Raw genomic sequence first — 16916 nt, forward strand, 5'->3', positions numbered from 1 at the left:
CGGGTATTGAAGGATCGTTCAACGATCCTCTACCTTGCTGCTCACGGTTCCCGCTCACCGTTCAGCGCTCCTGCTCACCGTTCAGCTCAGTTCCGCACCCTTCGTCCCCTCTCTGCGAGGTGCCCATGAGCACGACCCCTCCACCGCAGGCCCTGACAGACGCTCACCCCACCGCTGACGAACGCGCCGCCGACGACGGCGCGTTCGGCTGGCTGCGCGCCCTGGGGCCGCGCGGCCGCCGCGCCTTCGCGGGCGCTTTCGGCGGCTATGCCCTGGATTCGTACGACTACTTCACCCTGCCGCTGAGCATGGTGGCGCTGGCCGCGTACTTCGGCCTGGACAGCGGCCAGACCGGCCTGTTCACCACCGTCACGCTCGTGGTCTCCGCGGTCGGCGGTGCCCTCGCGGGCGTGCTGGCCGACCGGATCGGCCGGGTCAGGGCGCTGATGATCACGGTCATCACGTACGCGGTCTTCACCGTCGCCTGCGGCTTCGCGCCCAACTACGAGACGCTGCTGGTCTTCCGCGCCCTCCAGGGCCTCGGCTTCGGCGGCGAGTGGGCGGTCGGCGCGATCCTGGTCGCCGAGTACGCGAGCGCCAAGCACCGGGGCCGTACCCTCGGCGCGATCCAGAGCTCGTGGGCCGTCGGCTGGGCGCTGGCCGCGATCATGTACACCCTGGTCTTCTCGTTCGTCGACCACGACCTGGCGTGGCGCGTGATGTTCTGGACCGGCGCACTGCCCGCGCTGCTCGTCATCTGGATGCGACGCCGGGTGCACGACGCCCCGAAGGCGGTGGCCGTACGTGAACAGAGCACGGAGAAGGGCTCGTTCGCGGCCATCTTCAAGCCCGGCCTGCTGCGTACGACGGTCTTCGCGGGCCTGCTCTCCACCGGCGTCCAGGGCGGCTACTACACCCTCGCGACCTGGGTGCCGACCTACCTCAAGACCGAGCGCGACCTGTCGGTCGTCGGCACCGGCGGCTATCTGACGTTCCTGATCTCGGGCGCGTTCATCGGCTATCTGACCGGCGGCTACCTCACCGACCGGCTGGGCCGGCGGCGCAACATCTGGCTGTTCGCGCTGCTGTCGGCCGTCTGCATCCTGGCGTACGCGAACATCCCGGACGGCGCCAACACCCTGCTCCTGGTGCTCGGCTTCCCGCTCGGGTTCTGCATGTCGGCGATCTTCAGCGGCTTCGGGTCCTACCTGAGCGAGCTGTACCCGACGGCGGTGCGCGGCACGGGACAGGGCTTCACGTACAACACCGGCCGCGCGGTGGGCGCCGTCTTCCCCACCCGCTGGCCCTGCTGGGGCTGCCGGAGACGCGCGGGAAGGAACTGGTGTGAACCGTACGGAGAACGTCGCGCTCACCCTCGTGACCGAAGACCGCCCGCTCACCCTCGTCGACGAGCACGCGTACGCGTGGAGCCCGCAAACGGCACGCAGCCGCTTCCGGGAAGGCCTCACGGGCCCCACGGCCGGGGTCGCGGCGGGCCACACCCAGGTCAACCTGATCTCGGTGCCCGCCGACTGGGCGTACGACATGCTGCTGTTCTGCCAGCGCAACCCCAAGCCCTGTCCGGTCCTCGACGTCACGGACGCCGGTTCCTGGACCACCGTCCTCGCCGACGGCGCCGACCTGCGCACCGATCTGCCGCGCTACCGGGTGTGGCGGGACGGCGAGTTGGTGGAGGAGCCGACGGACGTGCGCGCGCACTGGCGCGACGACCTGGTGTCGTTCCTGATCGGCTGCAGCTTCACCTTCGAGTGGGCGCTGGCCGAGGCGGGCGTCCCGATCCGCCATGTCGAGCAGGGTCGCAACGTCCCGATGTACGTGACCGGCCGACAGTGCCGCTCGGCGGGCCGGCTGCACGGCCCGATGGTGGTGTCCATGCGCCCGGTGCCGCCGCAGCACGTGACGGCGGCCCTGAGGGAGACCGGCCTCCTCCCTGCGGTGCACGGCAGCCCCGTGCACTGCGGCGATCCGTCGGCTCTCGGCATCGTTGACCTCGGCCGGCCCGACTTCGGCGATCCGGTGGACGTGGAGCCGGACGACATCCCCATGTTCTGGGCCTGTGGAGTGACCCCGCAGGCCGCGGTGATGGCCTCGCGCCCGCCGTTCGCCATCACCCACGCGCCAGGCCAGATGTTCCTGACCGACGCCCGCGACGAGCAGTACCGCATCGTCGCCTGACAGAGGAAACGACGTAACCCATGACCTCGATCGATCTCAACGCCGACCTCGGCGAGGGCTTCGGCCGCTGGCAGCTCACCGACGACGAACGGCTGCTGTCCGTCGTCACCAGCGCCAACGTGGCCTGCGGCTTCCACGCCGGGGACGCGGCCACCATGCGGCGGGTCTGCGAGCAGGCGGCCGAGCGCGGGGTACGGATCGGCGCCCAGGTCTCCTACCGGGACCTGGCGGGGTTCGGGCGGCGCGCGATGGACGTGCCGCCCGCCGAGCTGGCGGCCGAAGTGGCCTACCAGATCGGCGCCCTGGAGGTCTTCGCGCGAGCGGCGGGCACGCGCGTGTCGTACGTCAAGCCGCACGGCGCGCTCTACAACCGCGTCGTCCACGACGAGGAGCAGGCCGGCGCGGTCGTCGACGGAGTGCTCCTCGCGGACGCCGCGCTGCCCGTGCTCGGCCTGCCGGGCTCGCGGCTGCTGGAGCTGGCCGCCAAGGCCGGCCTCCCGGCCGTCACGGAGGCCTTCGCCGACCGCGCGTACACCGAGCAGGGCACGCTCGTGCCGCGCGGCCAGGACGGCGCCGTGGTCACCGACCCGGAGGCCGTCGTGGAGCGCTCGGTGGGCCTGGCCCGCTCGGGCGTGGTCACCTCGCACTCCGGAGTTCCCGTCGGGGTACGCGCGCGTTCCCTGTGCCTGCACGGGGACACGCCCGGCGCGGTCGAGCTGGCCCGTCGGGTGCGGGCGCGGCTGGAGGAGTCGGGTGTCCGGGTGGAGGCCTTCGTATGAGGGCGCTACCGGTCGGCGACGACGCCCTGCTCGTCGAGGTGTCCTCGGGTGCGGAGGCCCAGGCGCTGCACGCGGAGTTCCTCCGGCGCCGTACGGAGGGCTCGTTGTCGGTCCGCGAGATCGTGCCCGCCGCCCGGACGGTCCTGCTCGACGGCCTCGCCGACCCCGCCCGCCTGGCCTCCGAACTGACCACCGCCGAAGTGCCGCCCGCTCCCCCACGCGCGCGTGCGGCCGTCGAACTCCCGGTATGCTACGACGGCCCGGACCTGGCCGAGGTCGCCGCACACTGGGGCGTCGCCCCGCACGAGGTGGCGCGCATCCACGCGGGCATCGAATTCAGCGTCGCGTTCTGCGGTTTCGCACCCGGATTCGGCTATCTCACCGGCCTGCCACCGCGCTACGACGTCCCGCGCCGGGCCACTCCGCGCACGGCCGTCCCCGCCGGTGCGGTGGCGCTGGCGGGCCCGTACACGGGCGTGTACCCGCGCTCGTCGCCGGGTGGCTGGCAGCTGATCGGCACCACGGACGCGGTGTTGTGGGACCACACGCGTGTGCCGGCCGCGCTGCTGTCACCGGGCACGCGCGTGCGCTTCGTTCAGGTGGAGAGTCTGGTGGGGAGCGCATGACCGACCGCGCGCTCTCCGTCGTACGCGCCGGCGCGCTCACCACCGTGCAGGACCTCGGCCGCCCGGGGCATGCCCACCTCGGCGTGCCCCGCTCGGGAGCGCTGGACGGGCCCGCCGCAGCGCTCGCCAACCGCTTGGTCGGCAACGCCCCGGAGGCGGCCGTACTGGAGACCACGCTCAACGGCTGTGCGGTGCGGCCACGTTCGACGGTGACCGTGGCGATCGGCGGCGCGCCCTGCCGCGTCACGGTGGACGGATGCCCGGTCGCCTGGGGCGCTCCGGTCCGCGTGCCTGCCGGTGCCCTCCTGGAAGTCGGCGCGGCCACGTCCGGCGTACGCAGCTATGTGGCCGTCTCCGGCGGCATCGCCGTCGAGCCGGTCCTCGGCAGCCGCTCCACGGACCTGCTGTCCGGCCTCGGCCCGCCGCCCCTCACGGACGGCGCGGTGCTGCCGCTGGGCCGACCGACGGGGCTTCACGCACGCGTGGACGTCGCCCCGCAGGCGGCGCCCCCCGCCGAACTGGTCCTGCGCGTGACGCCGGGCCCGCGCGACGACTGGTTCACCCCTGAGACCGTGCGCGCCTTCACCTCCCGCGTGTACCGCGTCTCCCCCGCGAGCAACCGCATTGGGCTGCGCACCGAGGGACCCGCCCTGGAACGGGCTCTGACCGGCGAACTCCCCAGCGAGGGCGTGGTCCTGGGCGCGGTCCAGGTCCCGCCCGACGGCCGCCCCGTCGTGTTCCTGGCCGACCACCCGACGACGGGCGGCTACCCGGTGATCGCCGTCGTCCGCCCGGCCGACCTCCCGGCCGCCGCCCAGGCGGTGCCGGGCACGCCGGTCCGGTTCGTGGCCGTCCGGCGTCGCTGACTCCCGGACACGCGAACCCGCTGCCCCCCCCCCGGAACCCGCCACGCGCGCGTGCCGCTACGCCGCCTCCGGTTCGGGCTGCTGCTTCGGGACCGAGCGCTGCCCGGGCAGCAACAGCCCCTCCGGCAGCGGCAGCTGACCCGGCACCGACAACCCCTCCGGCAGGCACCGCTGCCCCGGGAACGACCGGTGCTCCGGGACCGGCCGATGCACCGGCTCCCGCACCAGCACCGGCTCGGGCGCCGGCTCCGGCCCCGACAACGAAGCCAGCGCCATCGACACCGCCTGTGCCGCCCGCAGATCAAGTCGGCCACACGTGCCCTTCGCGCGGTGCCGCATCTCGGTAGCGGCGAGGCGCATCAGCTGAGGCAGCAGGTCGTTGCACCGCCGGATCACCCAGGCGGTACCCGCGGTGGCCAGCCACAGCAGGCTCGCCGACTTGGTGGGCGGCGGAAACTCGGGCTCGGCGGCGGGCGCGGTCCCGGTCGTCACCCCGGCGTCCGCCAGCAGCTCATGGAACCGTATGGCCAGCTGCCGGTGCCCCCGCTCCCCGGGGTGCAGCCGGTCCGCGCTCCACATCGCCCGGTCGTCGACCCAGTCGCCCTCGGCCGCGTGCAGGTGCAGGGCGCCGTACCGCTCGGAGAGCGCGTGCACCACGGTGTTGACCGCCCGCTGCCGCCGGGCGAGCGGGCTGCCCAGCACTGCGGGCAGCCCGAGCATCGAGCCGGGGTCGGGCAGGCACGCGGTGAGCACGGCGGCGCCCTGCCGGGTGAAGGCGGCGTAGACCTTGTCGAGGCGTTCGGCGATGTGGTGGATGTCGAACGTGCGGCGCAGGGTGTCGTTGACGCCGACGAGGACGGAGGCGACGTCCGGGCGCAGGGCCAGCGCGGCGGGCAGCTGGGTCTCCAGCACGTCCCGCGTCTGGGCCCCGCTGACCGCCAGGTTGGTGAACTCGGCGGGCGGTTCGGACAGCCCGTCGGCGAGCAGCTCGGCCCAGCCGCGCCACCCGTTCCCCACGGGATCGCCCACCCCCTCGGTCAGCGAGTCCCCGAGGGCGACGTAGCGGAGCGGTCTCATGCCGCGCCCTCCGCACGCGAGAAGGGACGCACCGGCACGGCCGCGTCGTGCACGGTGAGGAAGGCGTCCACCGCCGTGCCCCAGCCGAAGCACTCCGCACGCGCGCGTGCCGCCTCCCGGCGCTCGCGCTCGGGACGGTCGAGCAGCATCTCCACGGCGTCCGCGAAGGCGTCACCGTTGTCCGCCGCGGTGGCCCCGGCGGAACCGATCACCTCCGGCAGCGCGGAGGACGCGCTCGCCACGACGGGCGTGCCGCAGGCCATGGCCTCCAGCGCGGCGAGCCCGAACGTCTCGGCGGGCCCCGGCGCCAGGCAGATGTCCGCGGAGGCCTGGAGCGCGCCGAGCAGGCTGCGGTCGGCGACATGCCCGAGGAAGGTCACCGGCAGGTCGCGCTCCTGCGCCCGCTGTTCGAGCCGCGCCCGCAGGGGGCCGTTTCCGGCCACCACGAGCACCGCCCGCACGCCGCGTGCGCGCAGCGACTCCAGGGCGTCCAGCGCGGTGCCGGGCCGCTTCTCCACGGAGAGCCGGGAGCACATCACGAGCAGCTTCTCGTCGGCACGCGCGTGTGTCTCGCGCAGCGCCGCGTCGCGCAAGGTGGGACGCCGGTTCATGAGGTCGACGCCCAGCGGAGCCCGTACGACGTTGCGGGCGCCGATCCGCACGAACTCCCGCTCGGCGAACTCGGTGGTGCACAAGACCTTCGAGTACGTGTGGGCCGTACGGACGTTGAGTGCGTCGGCGGCGCGCCGGGACAGGTTCTCCGACAGGCCCCAGGTGCGCAGCACGCCGTCGGCGGTCTCATGGGAGACCATCACGGCGGGGACCCGGGCGCGACGGGCCCACCTGCCGGTCCAGCGCAGCGTCGTACGGTCGGAGACCTCCAGGCGGTCGGGGGCGAGCTCCTCCAGGAGGGCCGCGACCCGCCGCTTGTCGATGAGCACGCGGTAGCCACCCGTGCCGGGCAGCATCGGGCCGGGCAGGGTGATCACACGGCCCTGCTCGGTCTCGCAGTCGCTGTACTTCTCACCCGGCACGACGAGGACGGGATCGTGACCCGCCAGCTTGAAGCCCTTGCCCAGCTCGCGCAGCGCGGTGCGCAGCCCGCCGGAGGCGGGGGCGACGAAGTTCGCCAGGCGGACGATGCGCAGCGAGGTGTTCATATCCATCCGAGGTGAGGCGTTCATACCGTTGTGCGGCGACGTGTTCATACCGCCACCGCCGGCCTCCGTGCCTTGAGCACGGCCTCGTAGTGGTCGATGAGCTGGTCGCCGATGGCCGCCCAGGTGCGGCCCTCGACCGTGGCACGCGCGGCGGCCCCGTACGCGGCCCGCAGCGCGGGGTCGGCGGCCAGGACCCGCACGGCGTCCCGTACGGCGTCGGCGTCGCGCGGCGGCACCAGGAGCCCGGTGCGGCCGTGGTCGACCAGGTCCAGCGGGCCGCCGGCGGCGGGCGCGACGACGGGCACGCCGCTCGCCATGGCCTCCTGCACGGTCTGGCAGAAGGTCTCGAAGGGACCGGTGTGGGCGAAGACGTCGAACGAGGCGAAGATCCGGGCGAGGTCGTCTCCGCCGCGGCGGCCCAGGAAGACCGCGCCGGGCAGCGCCTCGGCGAGCGCCGGCTGGCTCGGCCCGTCGCCGACGATCACGACCTTCACGCCCGGCATGCCGCACACACCGGAGAGCAGCTCGATGTGCTTCTCGGGGGCGAGCCGCCCGACATAGCCGACGATGATCTCGCCGTTCGGGGCGAGTTCGCGGCGCAGCGCCTCGTCCCGGAGTTCGGGGCGGAAGCGTGCGGTGTCCACGCCCCGGGCCCACAGCTTGAGCCGGGGCACCTCGTGGGCCTCGAGATCGCTCATGGACGCGCTGGACGGGACGAGGGTGAGGTCGGCAGCGGAGTGGACGGACCGTATGCGCCGCCAGGCGGCGGCCTCGCCGGCGCCCATGTAGGTGCGGGCGTATCCGGCCAGGTCGGTCTGGTAGACGGCGACGGCGGGGATGCCGAGCCGGGCGGCGGCGGCCATGCCGCGGACGCCGAGGACGAAGGGGCTGGCCAGGTGCACGATGTCGGGCTGGTGCTGGATCAGCGCGGCGGCCAGGCGCCGGCTGGGGAGGGCGACCCTGACCTGGGGATAGCCGGGAAGCGGAAGGGAGGGGACATGGACGACGGGGCAGGGCGCCAGAGCGGCGGCTGCCTTGTTCCCGGGAGCGGGGGCCGGGGCGACGACGATGGGGGCGTGACCGCGATCGACGAGGTGTCGGGCGGTCTGGAGCGCGCAGTGGGCCACGCCGTTCACATCGGGGGGAAAGGATTCGGTCACGATGACGACACGCATACCGGTGTTGTCGCCGTGCTGGACGTGGCCGCGTCAAAGTGGATCTTTCCGAACGACAAACGTCCCATGAGCGTTCCGCTGCGCCCCCGAGCGGGTCAGGTCATGTCCATGCGCACCTGACCCGCAGGTCACCCGGAGTTCACCCGGCGGGCGGATCTCCGCGACATTCACAGGGCGTACACACACCCGCCCGATGATCAGTCGGCGGTCGCCTCGGGCCCGATCCGGCTGCGTACGGCCGTCTGGACCTCGTCCTCCTCGGCCGGGTCGGCGGCGAGCCGGCGCAGTCGCTCGACCACGCGCGCGTCACCGGTCTCGGCGTGCCGGGCGGCGATCTCGCGGGTGGACTCCTCGCAGTCCCAGAGGCACTCGACGGCGAAGCCGGACGCGAAGGAGGGGTCGGTCGCGGCCAGGGCACGGGCGGTGCGGCCGCGCAGATGCGAGGAGGCGGTCTCGCGGTAGATATGGCGCAGTACGGGGGCGGCGCAGGCGATGCCGAGCCGGCCGGTGCCGTCGACGAGGGTCCACAGGGTGGGGGCGTCGGGGCCTTCGCCGCGTACGGCCTCTCGTAGGGCGGCGAGGACGAGGTCCTTGTCCTCGGCTCCGCCCCGGCAGGCGAGCATGCGTCCGGCGGCGGCGCCGAGCGGGTCGGGCCGTCGGGCCCAGCCGCGCGCGCGGTCGACGGCGGCGATGCTGCGCATCCGTTCGAAGGCGTCGAGGGCGGCCTCCACGACGGCCGCCGATCCGGTGATCACGGCCGCCTCGATCAGGTCGAGGGCGTCCGGATCATTGCTGTCGGCGAGGTAGCGCAGGGCGGTGCAGCGGGCTCCGTCGGTGCCGTCCATGGCGGCGGCGACGATCTCGGGCCGGTCCTCGGGGCCCGCGACGGCGCTGAGGCACCGAGCGGCGGGCACATGGAGCGCGGCTCCGCGCTCGATGCCCTGCTGGGCCCACTCGAAGACCGCCTGCACGCTCCACCCCGGACGGGGCCCGGTAGGTCGCATCTGCCGTTGCCAGCGATCGAAACAGCCGGCCTCCTGAGCGGCACGCACGCGCGTGGCGATCGATTCACGAGGATCCTCGGCCCACAGCCGCCACGGCCGTGGCTCAAAAGCATCGCGTACGACGATGGCCAGCTCGGCCTCGCCCTCGGGATCGGCCGGGAAACGCGCCAGGACGGGCGCGGCGAGGGCACGCAGGCCCGCGTCGTCGTCCCTGAGCGCCAGCTCGTCCAGAGCCCAGGCCCAGTTGGAGCCCGTGGCGGCATACCTGCGCAGCAGCTCCAGGGCGTCCCGCCTGCCGTAGGAGGCGAGGTGGCCGAGGACGGCCAGGGCCAGCCCCGTGCGTGACTCCTCGGTGTCGAGGGCGTCCTCGACGTCGAAGAGGTGCGCCTCGATCTCGTCCAGCTCGCCGTTCAGGTCGAGGTAGAGACGGGCGTAGTACAGGGAGCGGTTCTCCACCTGCCAGTCGTGGCGGGGGTCCCGCAGCACACAGTGGTTCAGGGCCGCGAGCGCCTCGGCGCGCGGGGCGGTGAGCGCGTGCAGTGTGCCGTCGCCGCGACCCCGCTGGAGCAGGCCGAGCAGCGTACCGCTGGGCGCTATGACCGGTTCGAACATGGGAAACAGCCTCACATCAAGCGTCGACGCAACCGGGGTTCTTGCTTCACCTGGCCGCGTGACAACACGTCGGGGCGCCCGCCGTTTCCTGCTTGCTGTAGACCATCTTCCTCTGCCTCTCGTCAGTGGCCCTCGCGGACCGCATCACGGCCCGCGCGGTGCGGCAACACCTGCCCAGCCATCGCGTCCGTGAATCACGACGTCATGATGACTCGGCACTTACATCTGCCGCGACCGAAATTTCGGCGGCCCTGTACCGCCTCCCCCGTTTTCCGTGTTTTCGCTGGTCAGAAAGGGCTGCTCAGGACACGCCAAACAGTTCGAGCAGTTCCCTCTTGTCGAACATACGGGCCGTGTCGACGGCTGACGGAGTGCCCGCCGCCGGATCCGCACCGGCCTCCAGGAGTGCCTTGATCACTTCCGTCTCACCCTTGAAGACGGCACCGGCGAGCGGTGTCTGACCCAGGTCGTTGACACGGCCGGCCTCGGCACCCCGGGCGAGCAGGGCGCGCACCGCGTCGGCGTGGCCGTGATAGGCGGCGAGCATCACGAGGGAGTCGCCGCGGTCGTTGGTGAGGTTGGCCGGGACACCCGCGTCGACATACGCCACGAGCGCCTCGGTCTGCCCCTGCCGGGCCAGATCGAAGATCTTGGTCGCCAGCTCCACGACCTCGGGGTCGGGGGCTTCAGTCATCGGCCGGACCGCCTCTCACTACGAACACGGGGACTGCGGGAACTGCGGGGAGCACCGGTACGGCAGGCGAGCGGTGTCGGCCGTACGAGTGATTCGCCAGGGTACTGGCTCGCGCCGCACATGACCCGATGCGTCCGAGGCAAAGATCATCGCAGACACGGCCGGACGCAACAGTCCTGCTCATCCGCACCGCGACACTCCGCCACCCGAAGGAAATCTGCCGAATTTCACCCAGTTGCACCTTTTATCGTATGGATACATCCTGTGAGCCTGGAAGTACTCATGGTGACTGTCCCCACCAACCAGGAGCGCTCACATGATCCTCTCCATCTCAGGCGTCGTTCTGCTCGGCATCGTCGTCTTCATCTTCTTCCGCAAGGACGGGCTGAAGGCCTCCCACGCCCTGATCTCGGCCCTGTTCGGCTTCTATCTGGCAAGCACGGCCATCGCCCCGAGCATCAAGGCCGGCGGCGAGAGCCTGGCAAGCCTCCTGGGCGGCATCCAGTTCTGAACGCCGCCCCTCCCGCCCGTACGCACCACCAGGAGACAGCAGTGGCCCGCCGCCCCCTCCCCCGCATCCTGAGCACAGGCAGCGCGCAGATCGCCCGGAACCGGGAGCTGGCCCGGGCGCAGATCGCCCGAAGCCGGGAGCTGGCCCGGACGGCGGCCGACAGCGCCTCCGATGTCCTCCACCCGTTGATCACGATCACCCGCGGACTGCGCCGGCTGGCCTCGGCCGGGCGGCGCAGGTGGGCCGACACCCCCAAGGACAGGCGCGGACCGCTGCTATTCCTGGTGGCTTCGGTGATCCTGGTCGTGGCACTGGTGCCGTACGGGCCGCTGCTCGCCGTCATCACCCTGATGGCGGCGGCAGCCTGGCAGGGCCGCGACCGGGGGCCGTCGACACCGGACGGGCCCGACGAGTCGCAGACGGAGCGGCTGAGGTCGCTCTACGAGGCGCTGGTCCCGTACTTCTCGGCCGCCGAGGACCCGGCTCCGCTCTACGCCCACGGTGGCGAGTGGGAGAAGGCCTTCCCGGAGTACGAGTTCGACGGCACGGGACGGGTCAGCAGTCTCCTGATCCGCTACCCGGCCTACTTCACCGACGGCGAGTCCCAGGCCCGCGCGCGGATCGAGCACCTGCTGACCACGAAGTCCGGCCGAGGCCGCGAGTACCACTTCGCCTGGGACGAGGAGGGCAACGAACTCACCGTCACCGTGCTCGCCCCGCTGCCCACCGGCGTCGCCGCCCAGCGCTTCGTCACGAGCCCCGGCGAAACGGTCCTCGGCTTCACCGACCCCACCCAGGTCCAGCGCACGCTCCCCCTCACCTACGGCGACCAGCAGCGCGACGTGCCGCCGGTCGTCTGGCGCACCGGCATCCGCTCGACCGAGCCCCACCTGCTGGCCGTCGGCCAGCCCGGCAGCGGCACCTCGACCCTGCTGCGCTCGATCGCCCTGCAGGCCCTGCAGTACGGCGACATCGTCATCGTCGAGGGCGGCAGTACCGGCGAGTACGCCTGTCTGATCGGACGGGACGGCGTCCTGGCCGTCGAGTGCGGGCTGGCCGGCGCGCAGGCGAGTCTGGAGTGGGCGGCCACCGAGACGGAACGGCGCCTGATCGCCACGAACCGGGCCCGCCAGACGGGCAACCCTCCGCCGGAGGACACCAAGCGCCCGCTGTGGATCCTCCTGGACCGCCCGACCGTGTTCTCCCACCTCGCCGCCGCGGACGACCGCAAGGATCCGCAGTCCCTGCTCCAAGTGCCCCTCCGGCACGGCCGCGCGGCCAACGTCACGGTGGTCGTGGCCGAGCAGTGGGACGCCCTGGACGCGCTGAGCGACGCCCTACTGCAGCACACACGCGCGCGTGTCGTGCTCGGCCCCGCGACGGCGCAGCAACTGGAGACCGTGCTGGGCGTTCCCCCGCACACCACCCCGGTCGCCGACGTCCCACCCGGCCGCGGCTACGCCCGCCTGGGCACGGGCCCGGTCCATCGCCTCCAGGTCCCGGCGACCCCGGACCCGTACGACGACGCCACCAGCGAGGCCCACCGGCAGGCGGTACTGGACCTGTTGCCGGCGCGGACGACGCCGGTGGAGGCGGAAACGCTGGGAAGGCTGGAGAAGACGGAACAGGAACCGGAGCCGGTGCCGGCGGAGGCTGTGGTGGCGGAGACGTCGTAGTCGCCGTCACAGCTGCGGCGGTCGTGCCGCGCGCCGGCAGCGACGCCGCTCACGCCACGAACGGCCGCGCCGACTCCCCTGCCCCGCTCCCCCCGCTCTCGACCAGCCGCGCCGCCGCAGCCAACCTCACCGCGGCCTCCTCGGCCACCGCGCCCCCCACGGTGAACGGCAACCGCACATACCCCTCGAAGGCCCCGTCCACCCCGAACCGAGGCCCGGACGGCACCCGAACCCCCACCCGCTCCCCCGCTTCCGCGAGCCGGGACCCCGACAGGCCCCCCGTCCGCACCCACAGCGTGAGCCCGCCCCTCGGCACCTCGAACTCCCACTCGGGCAGCTCCCGCCGTACGGCCGCGACAAGGGCGTCCCGGTTCTCCCGGGCCTGCCCGCGCCGCAGTTCCACCGCCTGCTCCCAACCCCCCGTGCCGAACAGCCAGTTCACGGCGAGCTGCTCCAGCACAGGCGTCCCCAGGTCGGCGTACGCGCGCGCGGCCACGAGACTGCGGATCACATCCGGTGCCGCCCGCACCCAGCCGATCCGCATCCCCGCCCAGAAGGCCTTGCTGGCCGACCCGACGGTGACGACGGTCGACCCCGCCGGGTCGAAGGCGCACACCGGCCGCGGCATCTCGAGATCCGGTTCGAGCCACAGCTCGCTCATCGTCTCGTCGGCGACCAGCACCGTCCCCGCAGACCGCGCAGCGTCCACCAGCCGCCGCCGCTGATCCTCGTCGGCCAGCGCCCCGGTCGGGTTGTGGAAGTCGGCGACGACATAGGCGAGCCGGGGCGCGGCCTCCCGCAGCACCTGCCGCCAGCGATCCACGTCCCAGCCGGCCAGCCCCTCGGCCATGGCGACGGGCACCAGCCGGGCGCCCGCCTCCCGCATCAACTGGAGGATGTTGGCGTACGACGGCGACTCGACCGCGATCCGCTCACCGCGCCCCGCGAACAGATGACAGATCGCGTCCATGGCACCCATCGCCCCGGTCGTGACCATGATCTGCTCGGGCATGGTCGGAATCCCGCGCGCCGTGTACCGGTCGGCGATCATCGCGCGCAGCGCGGGCAGCCCGGCCGGATAGTCGCCATGGGTGTGGGCGTACGGCGGCAGCTCCTCCAGAGCGCCCTGGACGGCACGCGTCAGCCACGGCTCGGGCGCGGGCAGCGCCGCGGTGCCCAGGTCGATCACCGAGCCCAGCGCCTCCGGCGGCAGGGGCTCCAGGCCCCGGGCGGGCAGCGGATTCCCGGCCGGTACGGCCGTCCAGCTCCCGGCCCCGCGCCGCGACTCCAGAAACCCTTCGCCGCGCAGCGCCTCGTAGGCCGCGGCCACGGTCGTCCGGCTCACCGACAGCGCGAGGGCCAGCTCACGCTCGGCGGGCAGCCGCGCGGCGACCGGGACGCGGCCCTCCAGGACCAGCAGCCGGACGCCGTCGGCCAGCGCCCGGTACGCGGGCGGGCGCTTGCTGCCCGGGCCGGCGGGGCGGTCCTGCTGGGAGGTGAGGAGCCGGGCGAGCTGCGCGGCACCCACCGCGGAAGTCCACTGCGCCATCTTTCCAGTCCACCTTCCCCGAATTGGCCATGGAGGGCGTTGCTTCCCAAGCCACAGGGTGTCATGCATCAGTCCACTACCACCACAGGGGGGCACGTCTTGTCCAAGCAGGAGCATCCCGCACGCAGTCTGTCGCAGGGGCATCTCATACGGCGGCTGTCCCAGCTCTACGTCGGGCTCGCGCTGTACGGCGCGAGCTCGGCGCTGCTCGTCGAGTCGGGCCTGGGCCTGGAGCCCTGGGGTGTGCTGCACCAGGGCCTCGCCGAACGCACCGGCCTGACGATCGGCGTCGTGTCGATCTTCGTCGGCGCGGCGGTGCTGCTCCTGTGGATCCCGCTGCGCCAGCGCCCGGGCCTTGGCACCGTCTCCAACGTCTTCGTGGTCGGCATCGCCATGGACGGCACGCTCGCCCTGGTTCCCGACGCGCACACCCTGACCGTACGCATCCCCCTTCTCCTGGTCGGCATTCTGCTCAACGGCGTGGCCACCGGCCTCTACATCGCCGCCCGCTTCGGACCGGGGCCCCGCGACGGCCTGATGACCGGCCTGCACCAGCGCACCGGCCGCTCGATCCGCCTGATGCGCACGGCCGTCGAGATCGCGGTCGTCGTGACCGGCTTCGCCCTGGGCGGCACGGTCGGCGTCGGCACCGTCCTCTACGCGCTGTCCATCGGCCCGCTCGCCCAGCTCTTCCTGCGCGTGTTCGCCGTCCCCCCGGCATCGGACAGCAGCACGGTCGTTGCCACCGGGCAACCCCGGCGCGCGATACTGCGTCCGTGAGCACCACGCGGATACGCCACCCCTACCTCGACCACCCCGGCCCGATCCCCTTCGCCCACCGTGGCGGGGCCGCGGACGGCCTGGAGAACACCGTGCTGCAGTTCCGGCGCGCGTTCGAGATGGGTTACCGGTACATCGAGACCGACGTCCACACCACACGCGACGGCAAGCTCGTCGCCTTCCACGACTCGACGCTGGACCGGGTGACGGACGGGGCGGGCCGGATCGCCGACCTGCCCTGGGACGACGTACGGCACGCGCGCGTGGCGGGCAAGGAGCCGGTGCCCCTCTTCGAAGAGCTCCTGGAGACCTTCCCCGACGTGCGCTGGAACGTCGACCTCAAGGCGGAGCCGGCACTCCACCCCTTCCTGGAACTGATCGAGCGCACCGGCGCCTGGGACCGCGTCTGCGCCGGCTCCTTCTCCGAAGCCCGCGTGATCCGCGCCCAGCGGCTGGCCGGACCACGCCTGGCCACGTCGTACGGCACCCGCGGCGTCCTCAATCTGCGGCTGCGCTCCTGGGGAGTGCCGGCCGCGCTGCGCCATTCGGCCGTCGCCGCCCAGGTTCCCGAGGCACAGTCCGGCATCCAGGTGGTGGACCACCGCTTCGTACGGGCCGCCCACGCGCGCGGGCTCCAGGTGCACGTGTGGACCATCAACGATCCCGATGCGATGCACCGGCTCCTGGATCTGGGAGTCGATGGCATCATGACCGATCACATCGACACATTGCGCAAGGTCATGGAGGACCGCGGCGTCTGGGTCTGACCCGTACGGTCTCCGCCCGCGCGCGGGATCATCACGGGGAAGCGAGGGCACGGGGTGGGCACCGATACCGTGCGGACCGAGGCGGGCGACGACGCCGCCGGGCGGCGACGCGAGCAGCGCGGCTGGTACTTCTACGACTGGGCGTGCTCCGTCTACTCGACGAGCGTGCTCACCGTGTTCCTGGGCCCCTATCTGACGTCGGTCGCCGAGGAGGCGGCGGACGCGGACGGGTTCGTCCACCCCTTGGGCATCCCGGTGCGCGCGGGCTCCTTCTTCGCCTACTCGGTGTCCCTGTCGGTGATCGTCGCCGTCCTGGTGATGCCCCTCGTGGGCGCGGCCGCCGACCGCACCGGCCGCAAGAAGCCCCTCCTCGGGATCGCCGCCTATACGGGGGCCACGGCCACCACGGCCATGTTCTTCCTGGGCGGCGACCGCTATCTGCTCGGCGGCGTCCTGCTGATCGTCGCGAACGCGGCGCAGTCGGTCGCGATGATGCTCTACAACTCCTACCTCCCGCAGATCGCCCCACCCGAGGAACGCGACGCGGTCTCCTCCCGAGGCTGGGCCTTCGGCTACGCCTCGGGCTCGCTGATGCTGATCGTGAACCTGGTCCTGTATCTGGCCCACGACTCCTTCGGCGTCTCCGAGAGCACGGCCGTCCGCATCTGTCTGGCGTCGGCGGGCGTGTGGTGGGGCGCCTTCGCGCTCATCCCGCTGCGACGACTGCGCGACCGCAGGTCCGCCAAGGACACGGCCGAGGCGAACGGCACGGGCAAGGAGACGGCGCGGAAACCGACCGCCCCCGGCTTCCGGCAACTCGCGGCGACCGTCCGCGACATGCGCCGCCGCCCCCTGACCCTGGCCTTCCTCCTCGCCTACCTGATCTACAACGACGGCATCCAGACCGTGATCTCCCAGGCGTCGATCTACGGCTCCGAGGAACTGGGCCTGGAGCAGTCGACCCTCATCGTCGCCGTGCTGCTGGTCCAGGTGCTGGCGGTGGTGGGCGCGCTGGCGATGGGGCGGCTGGCCCGGATCTACGGCGCGAAGCGGACGATCCTCGGCTCACTGGTGGCGTGGACCGTGACGCTGGCGGCCGGGTACTTCCTGCCGGCCGGGGCGCCGGTGTGGTTCTTCGTGCTGGCGGCCGGCATCGGGCTGGTCCTGGGCGGCAGCCAGGCCCTGTCCCGGTCCCTGTTCTCCCATCTCGTCCCGCCCGGGAAAGAGGCCGAATACTTCGCGGCGTACGAGATGAGCGACCGCGGCATGAGCTGGCTCGGTCCGCTCCTGTTCGGGCTCACCTACCAGCTGACCGGAAGTTATCGGGACGCCATCATCTCCCTGGTGGCCTTCTTCGTCATCGGGTTCGCCCTGCTCGCGAGGGTTCCCGTACGCCGGGCGATCAGCGACGCGGGCAATCCGGTGCCGACCACGATTTAGCGTT

14 protein-coding genes and 2 pseudogenes are annotated in these 16916 nt (G+C 72.6%); 10 read left to right on the forward strand and 6 right to left on the reverse strand.

All coding sequences use genetic code 11. The annotated features are described in order from the left end of the window. The first annotated feature begins 125 nt into the window (after positions 1-125). From ACTMVF_RS07530 to ACTMVF_RS07550, 5 genes and pseudogenes are all read left to right on the forward strand, one after another. Positions 126-1348: pseudogene (locus ACTMVF_RS07530) on the forward strand (MFS transporter). Between the two features lie 29 nt (positions 1349-1377). Then, on the forward strand, positions 1378-2196 hold the full coding sequence (locus tag ACTMVF_RS07535) for a putative hydro-lyase (RefSeq protein ID WP_441270553.1): 819 nt from the start codon (positions 1378-1380) through the stop codon (positions 2194-2196). Between the two features lie 20 nt (positions 2197-2216). Beyond that, positions 2217-2975 carry a LamB/YcsF family protein gene (locus ACTMVF_RS07540; protein WP_441270173.1) on the forward strand — a complete coding sequence of 253 codons (759 nt, stop codon included), beginning with the start codon at positions 2217-2219 and terminating at the stop codon, positions 2973-2975. Continuing rightward, on the forward strand, positions 2972-3601 hold the full coding sequence (pxpB, locus tag ACTMVF_RS07545) for a 5-oxoprolinase subunit PxpB (RefSeq protein WP_441270174.1): 630 nt from the start codon (positions 2972-2974) through the stop codon (positions 3599-3601). The genes ACTMVF_RS07540 and pxpB overlap by 4 nt, the downstream gene beginning before the upstream one ends. Then, positions 3598-4467, forward strand: coding sequence for a biotin-dependent carboxyltransferase family protein (locus ACTMVF_RS07550; protein WP_441270175.1), 870 nt, complete (start codon positions 3598-3600; stop codon positions 4465-4467). The genes pxpB and ACTMVF_RS07550 overlap by 4 nt, the downstream gene beginning before the upstream one ends. Before the next feature lie 234 nt (positions 4468-4701). Here the strand turns inward: ACTMVF_RS07550 and ACTMVF_RS07555 are convergent. From ACTMVF_RS07555 to ACTMVF_RS07575, 5 genes and pseudogenes are all read right to left on the reverse strand, one after another. After that, positions 4702-5544 (reverse strand): annotated as a pseudogene (locus ACTMVF_RS07555) (SGNH/GDSL hydrolase family protein); the annotation flags it as partial. Next, positions 5541-6704 (reverse strand): glycosyltransferase, encoded by a 1164-nt coding sequence (locus tag ACTMVF_RS07560; protein WP_441270554.1) that lies wholly within the window; start codon positions 6702-6704, stop codon positions 5541-5543. The pseudogene ACTMVF_RS07555 and the gene ACTMVF_RS07560, both read right to left, overlap by 4 nt. 44 nt (positions 6705-6748) lie before the next feature. Further along, positions 6749-7879 carry a glycosyltransferase family 4 protein gene (locus ACTMVF_RS07565; RefSeq protein ID WP_441270176.1) on the reverse strand — a complete coding sequence of 377 codons (1131 nt, stop codon included), beginning with the start codon at positions 7877-7879 and terminating at the stop codon, positions 6749-6751. Between the two features lie 197 nt (positions 7880-8076). Next, the gene (locus tag ACTMVF_RS07570; protein ID WP_441270177.1) at positions 8077-9495 is read right to left on the reverse strand and encodes a HEAT repeat domain-containing protein; all 1419 of its coding nucleotides are present in this window, start codon (positions 9493-9495) and stop codon (positions 8077-8079) included. Between the two features lie 301 nt (positions 9496-9796). Continuing rightward, on the reverse strand, positions 9797-10189 hold the full coding sequence (locus ACTMVF_RS07575; protein WP_441270178.1) for an ankyrin repeat domain-containing protein: 393 nt from the start codon (positions 10187-10189) through the stop codon (positions 9797-9799). Positions 10190-10505: 316 nt separating this feature from the next. Here ACTMVF_RS07575 and ACTMVF_RS07580 point away from each other — a divergent pair, with 316 nt between their 5' ends. Both ACTMVF_RS07580 and ACTMVF_RS07585 read left to right on the forward strand, forming a co-directional pair. Continuing rightward, positions 10506-10700, forward strand: coding sequence for a hypothetical protein (locus ACTMVF_RS07580; RefSeq protein WP_004002760.1), 195 nt, complete (start codon positions 10506-10508; stop codon positions 10698-10700). Positions 10701-10741: 41 nt separating this feature from the next. Then, a complete protein-coding gene (locus ACTMVF_RS07585; RefSeq protein ID WP_441270179.1) occupies positions 10742-12376 on the forward strand; it encodes a hypothetical protein in 1635 nt (544 codons plus the stop codon). 49 nt (positions 12377-12425) lie between these two features. Here ACTMVF_RS07585 and ACTMVF_RS07590 read toward each other — a convergent pair whose 3' ends face one another. Continuing rightward, complete coding sequence (locus ACTMVF_RS07590) at positions 12426-13925, reverse strand: SCO1417 family MocR-like transcription factor (protein ID WP_441270180.1); 1500 nt, start codon at positions 13923-13925, stop codon at positions 12426-12428. 63 nt (positions 13926-13988) lie between these two features. On the opposite strand from ACTMVF_RS07590, the gene yczE reads away from it, so the two are divergent. Genes yczE through ACTMVF_RS07605 form a run of 3 tightly spaced genes read left to right on the forward strand, consistent with a single transcriptional unit; the run spans position 13989 to position 16912 of the window. Then, positions 13989-14705, forward strand: a complete 717-nt coding sequence (yczE, locus tag ACTMVF_RS07595) for a membrane protein YczE (RefSeq protein WP_441270181.1) — start codon at positions 13989-13991, stop codon at positions 14703-14705. After that, positions 14702-15472: a glycerophosphodiester phosphodiesterase gene (locus tag ACTMVF_RS07600; RefSeq protein ID WP_441270182.1), complete on the forward strand. Its 771-nt coding sequence runs from the start codon at positions 14702-14704 to the stop codon at positions 15470-15472. The genes yczE and ACTMVF_RS07600 overlap by 4 nt, the downstream gene beginning before the upstream one ends. Positions 15473-15526: 54 nt before the next feature. Beyond that, a complete protein-coding gene (locus ACTMVF_RS07605) occupies positions 15527-16912 on the forward strand; it encodes an MFS transporter (RefSeq protein WP_441270183.1) in 1386 nt (461 codons plus the stop codon). The last annotated feature ends 4 nt before the right edge of the window (positions 16913-16916 follow it).

This window comes from Streptomyces sp. SD31 (assembly GCF_052068475.1).
Taxonomy (GTDB): Bacteria; Actinomycetota; Actinomycetes; order Streptomycetales; family Streptomycetaceae; genus Streptomyces.

Coding starts and splice junctions, on each gene's coding strand:
- ACTMVF_RS07540 (WP_441270173.1), top strand. CDS start 2,217: ATGACCTCGATCGATCTCAACGCCGACCTCGGCGAGGGCTTCGGCCGC.
- pxpB (WP_441270174.1), top strand. CDS start 2,972: ATGAGGGCGCTACCGGTCGGCGACGACGCCCTGCTCGTCGAGGTGTCC.
- ACTMVF_RS07550 (WP_441270175.1), top strand. CDS start 3,598: ATGACCGACCGCGCGCTCTCCGTCGTACGCGCCGGCGCGCTCACCACC.
- ACTMVF_RS07560 (WP_441270554.1), bottom strand. CDS start 6,704: ATGAACACCTCGCTGCGCATCGTCCGCCTGGCGAACTTCGTCGCCCCC.
- ACTMVF_RS07565 (WP_441270176.1), bottom strand. CDS start 7,879: ATGCGTGTCGTCATCGTGACCGAATCCTTTCCCCCCGATGTGAACGGC.
- ACTMVF_RS07570 (WP_441270177.1), bottom strand. CDS start 9,495: ATGTTCGAACCGGTCATAGCGCCCAGCGGTACGCTGCTCGGCCTGCTC.
- ACTMVF_RS07575 (WP_441270178.1), bottom strand. CDS start 10,189: ATGACTGAAGCCCCCGACCCCGAGGTCGTGGAGCTGGCGACCAAGATC.
- ACTMVF_RS07580 (WP_004002760.1), top strand. CDS start 10,506: ATGATCCTCTCCATCTCAGGCGTCGTTCTGCTCGGCATCGTCGTCTTC.
- ACTMVF_RS07590 (WP_441270180.1), bottom strand. CDS start 13,925: ATGGCGCAGTGGACTTCCGCGGTGGGTGCCGCGCAGCTCGCCCGGCTC.
- yczE (WP_441270181.1), top strand. CDS start 13,989: ATGCATCAGTCCACTACCACCACAGGGGGGCACGTCTTGTCCAAGCAG.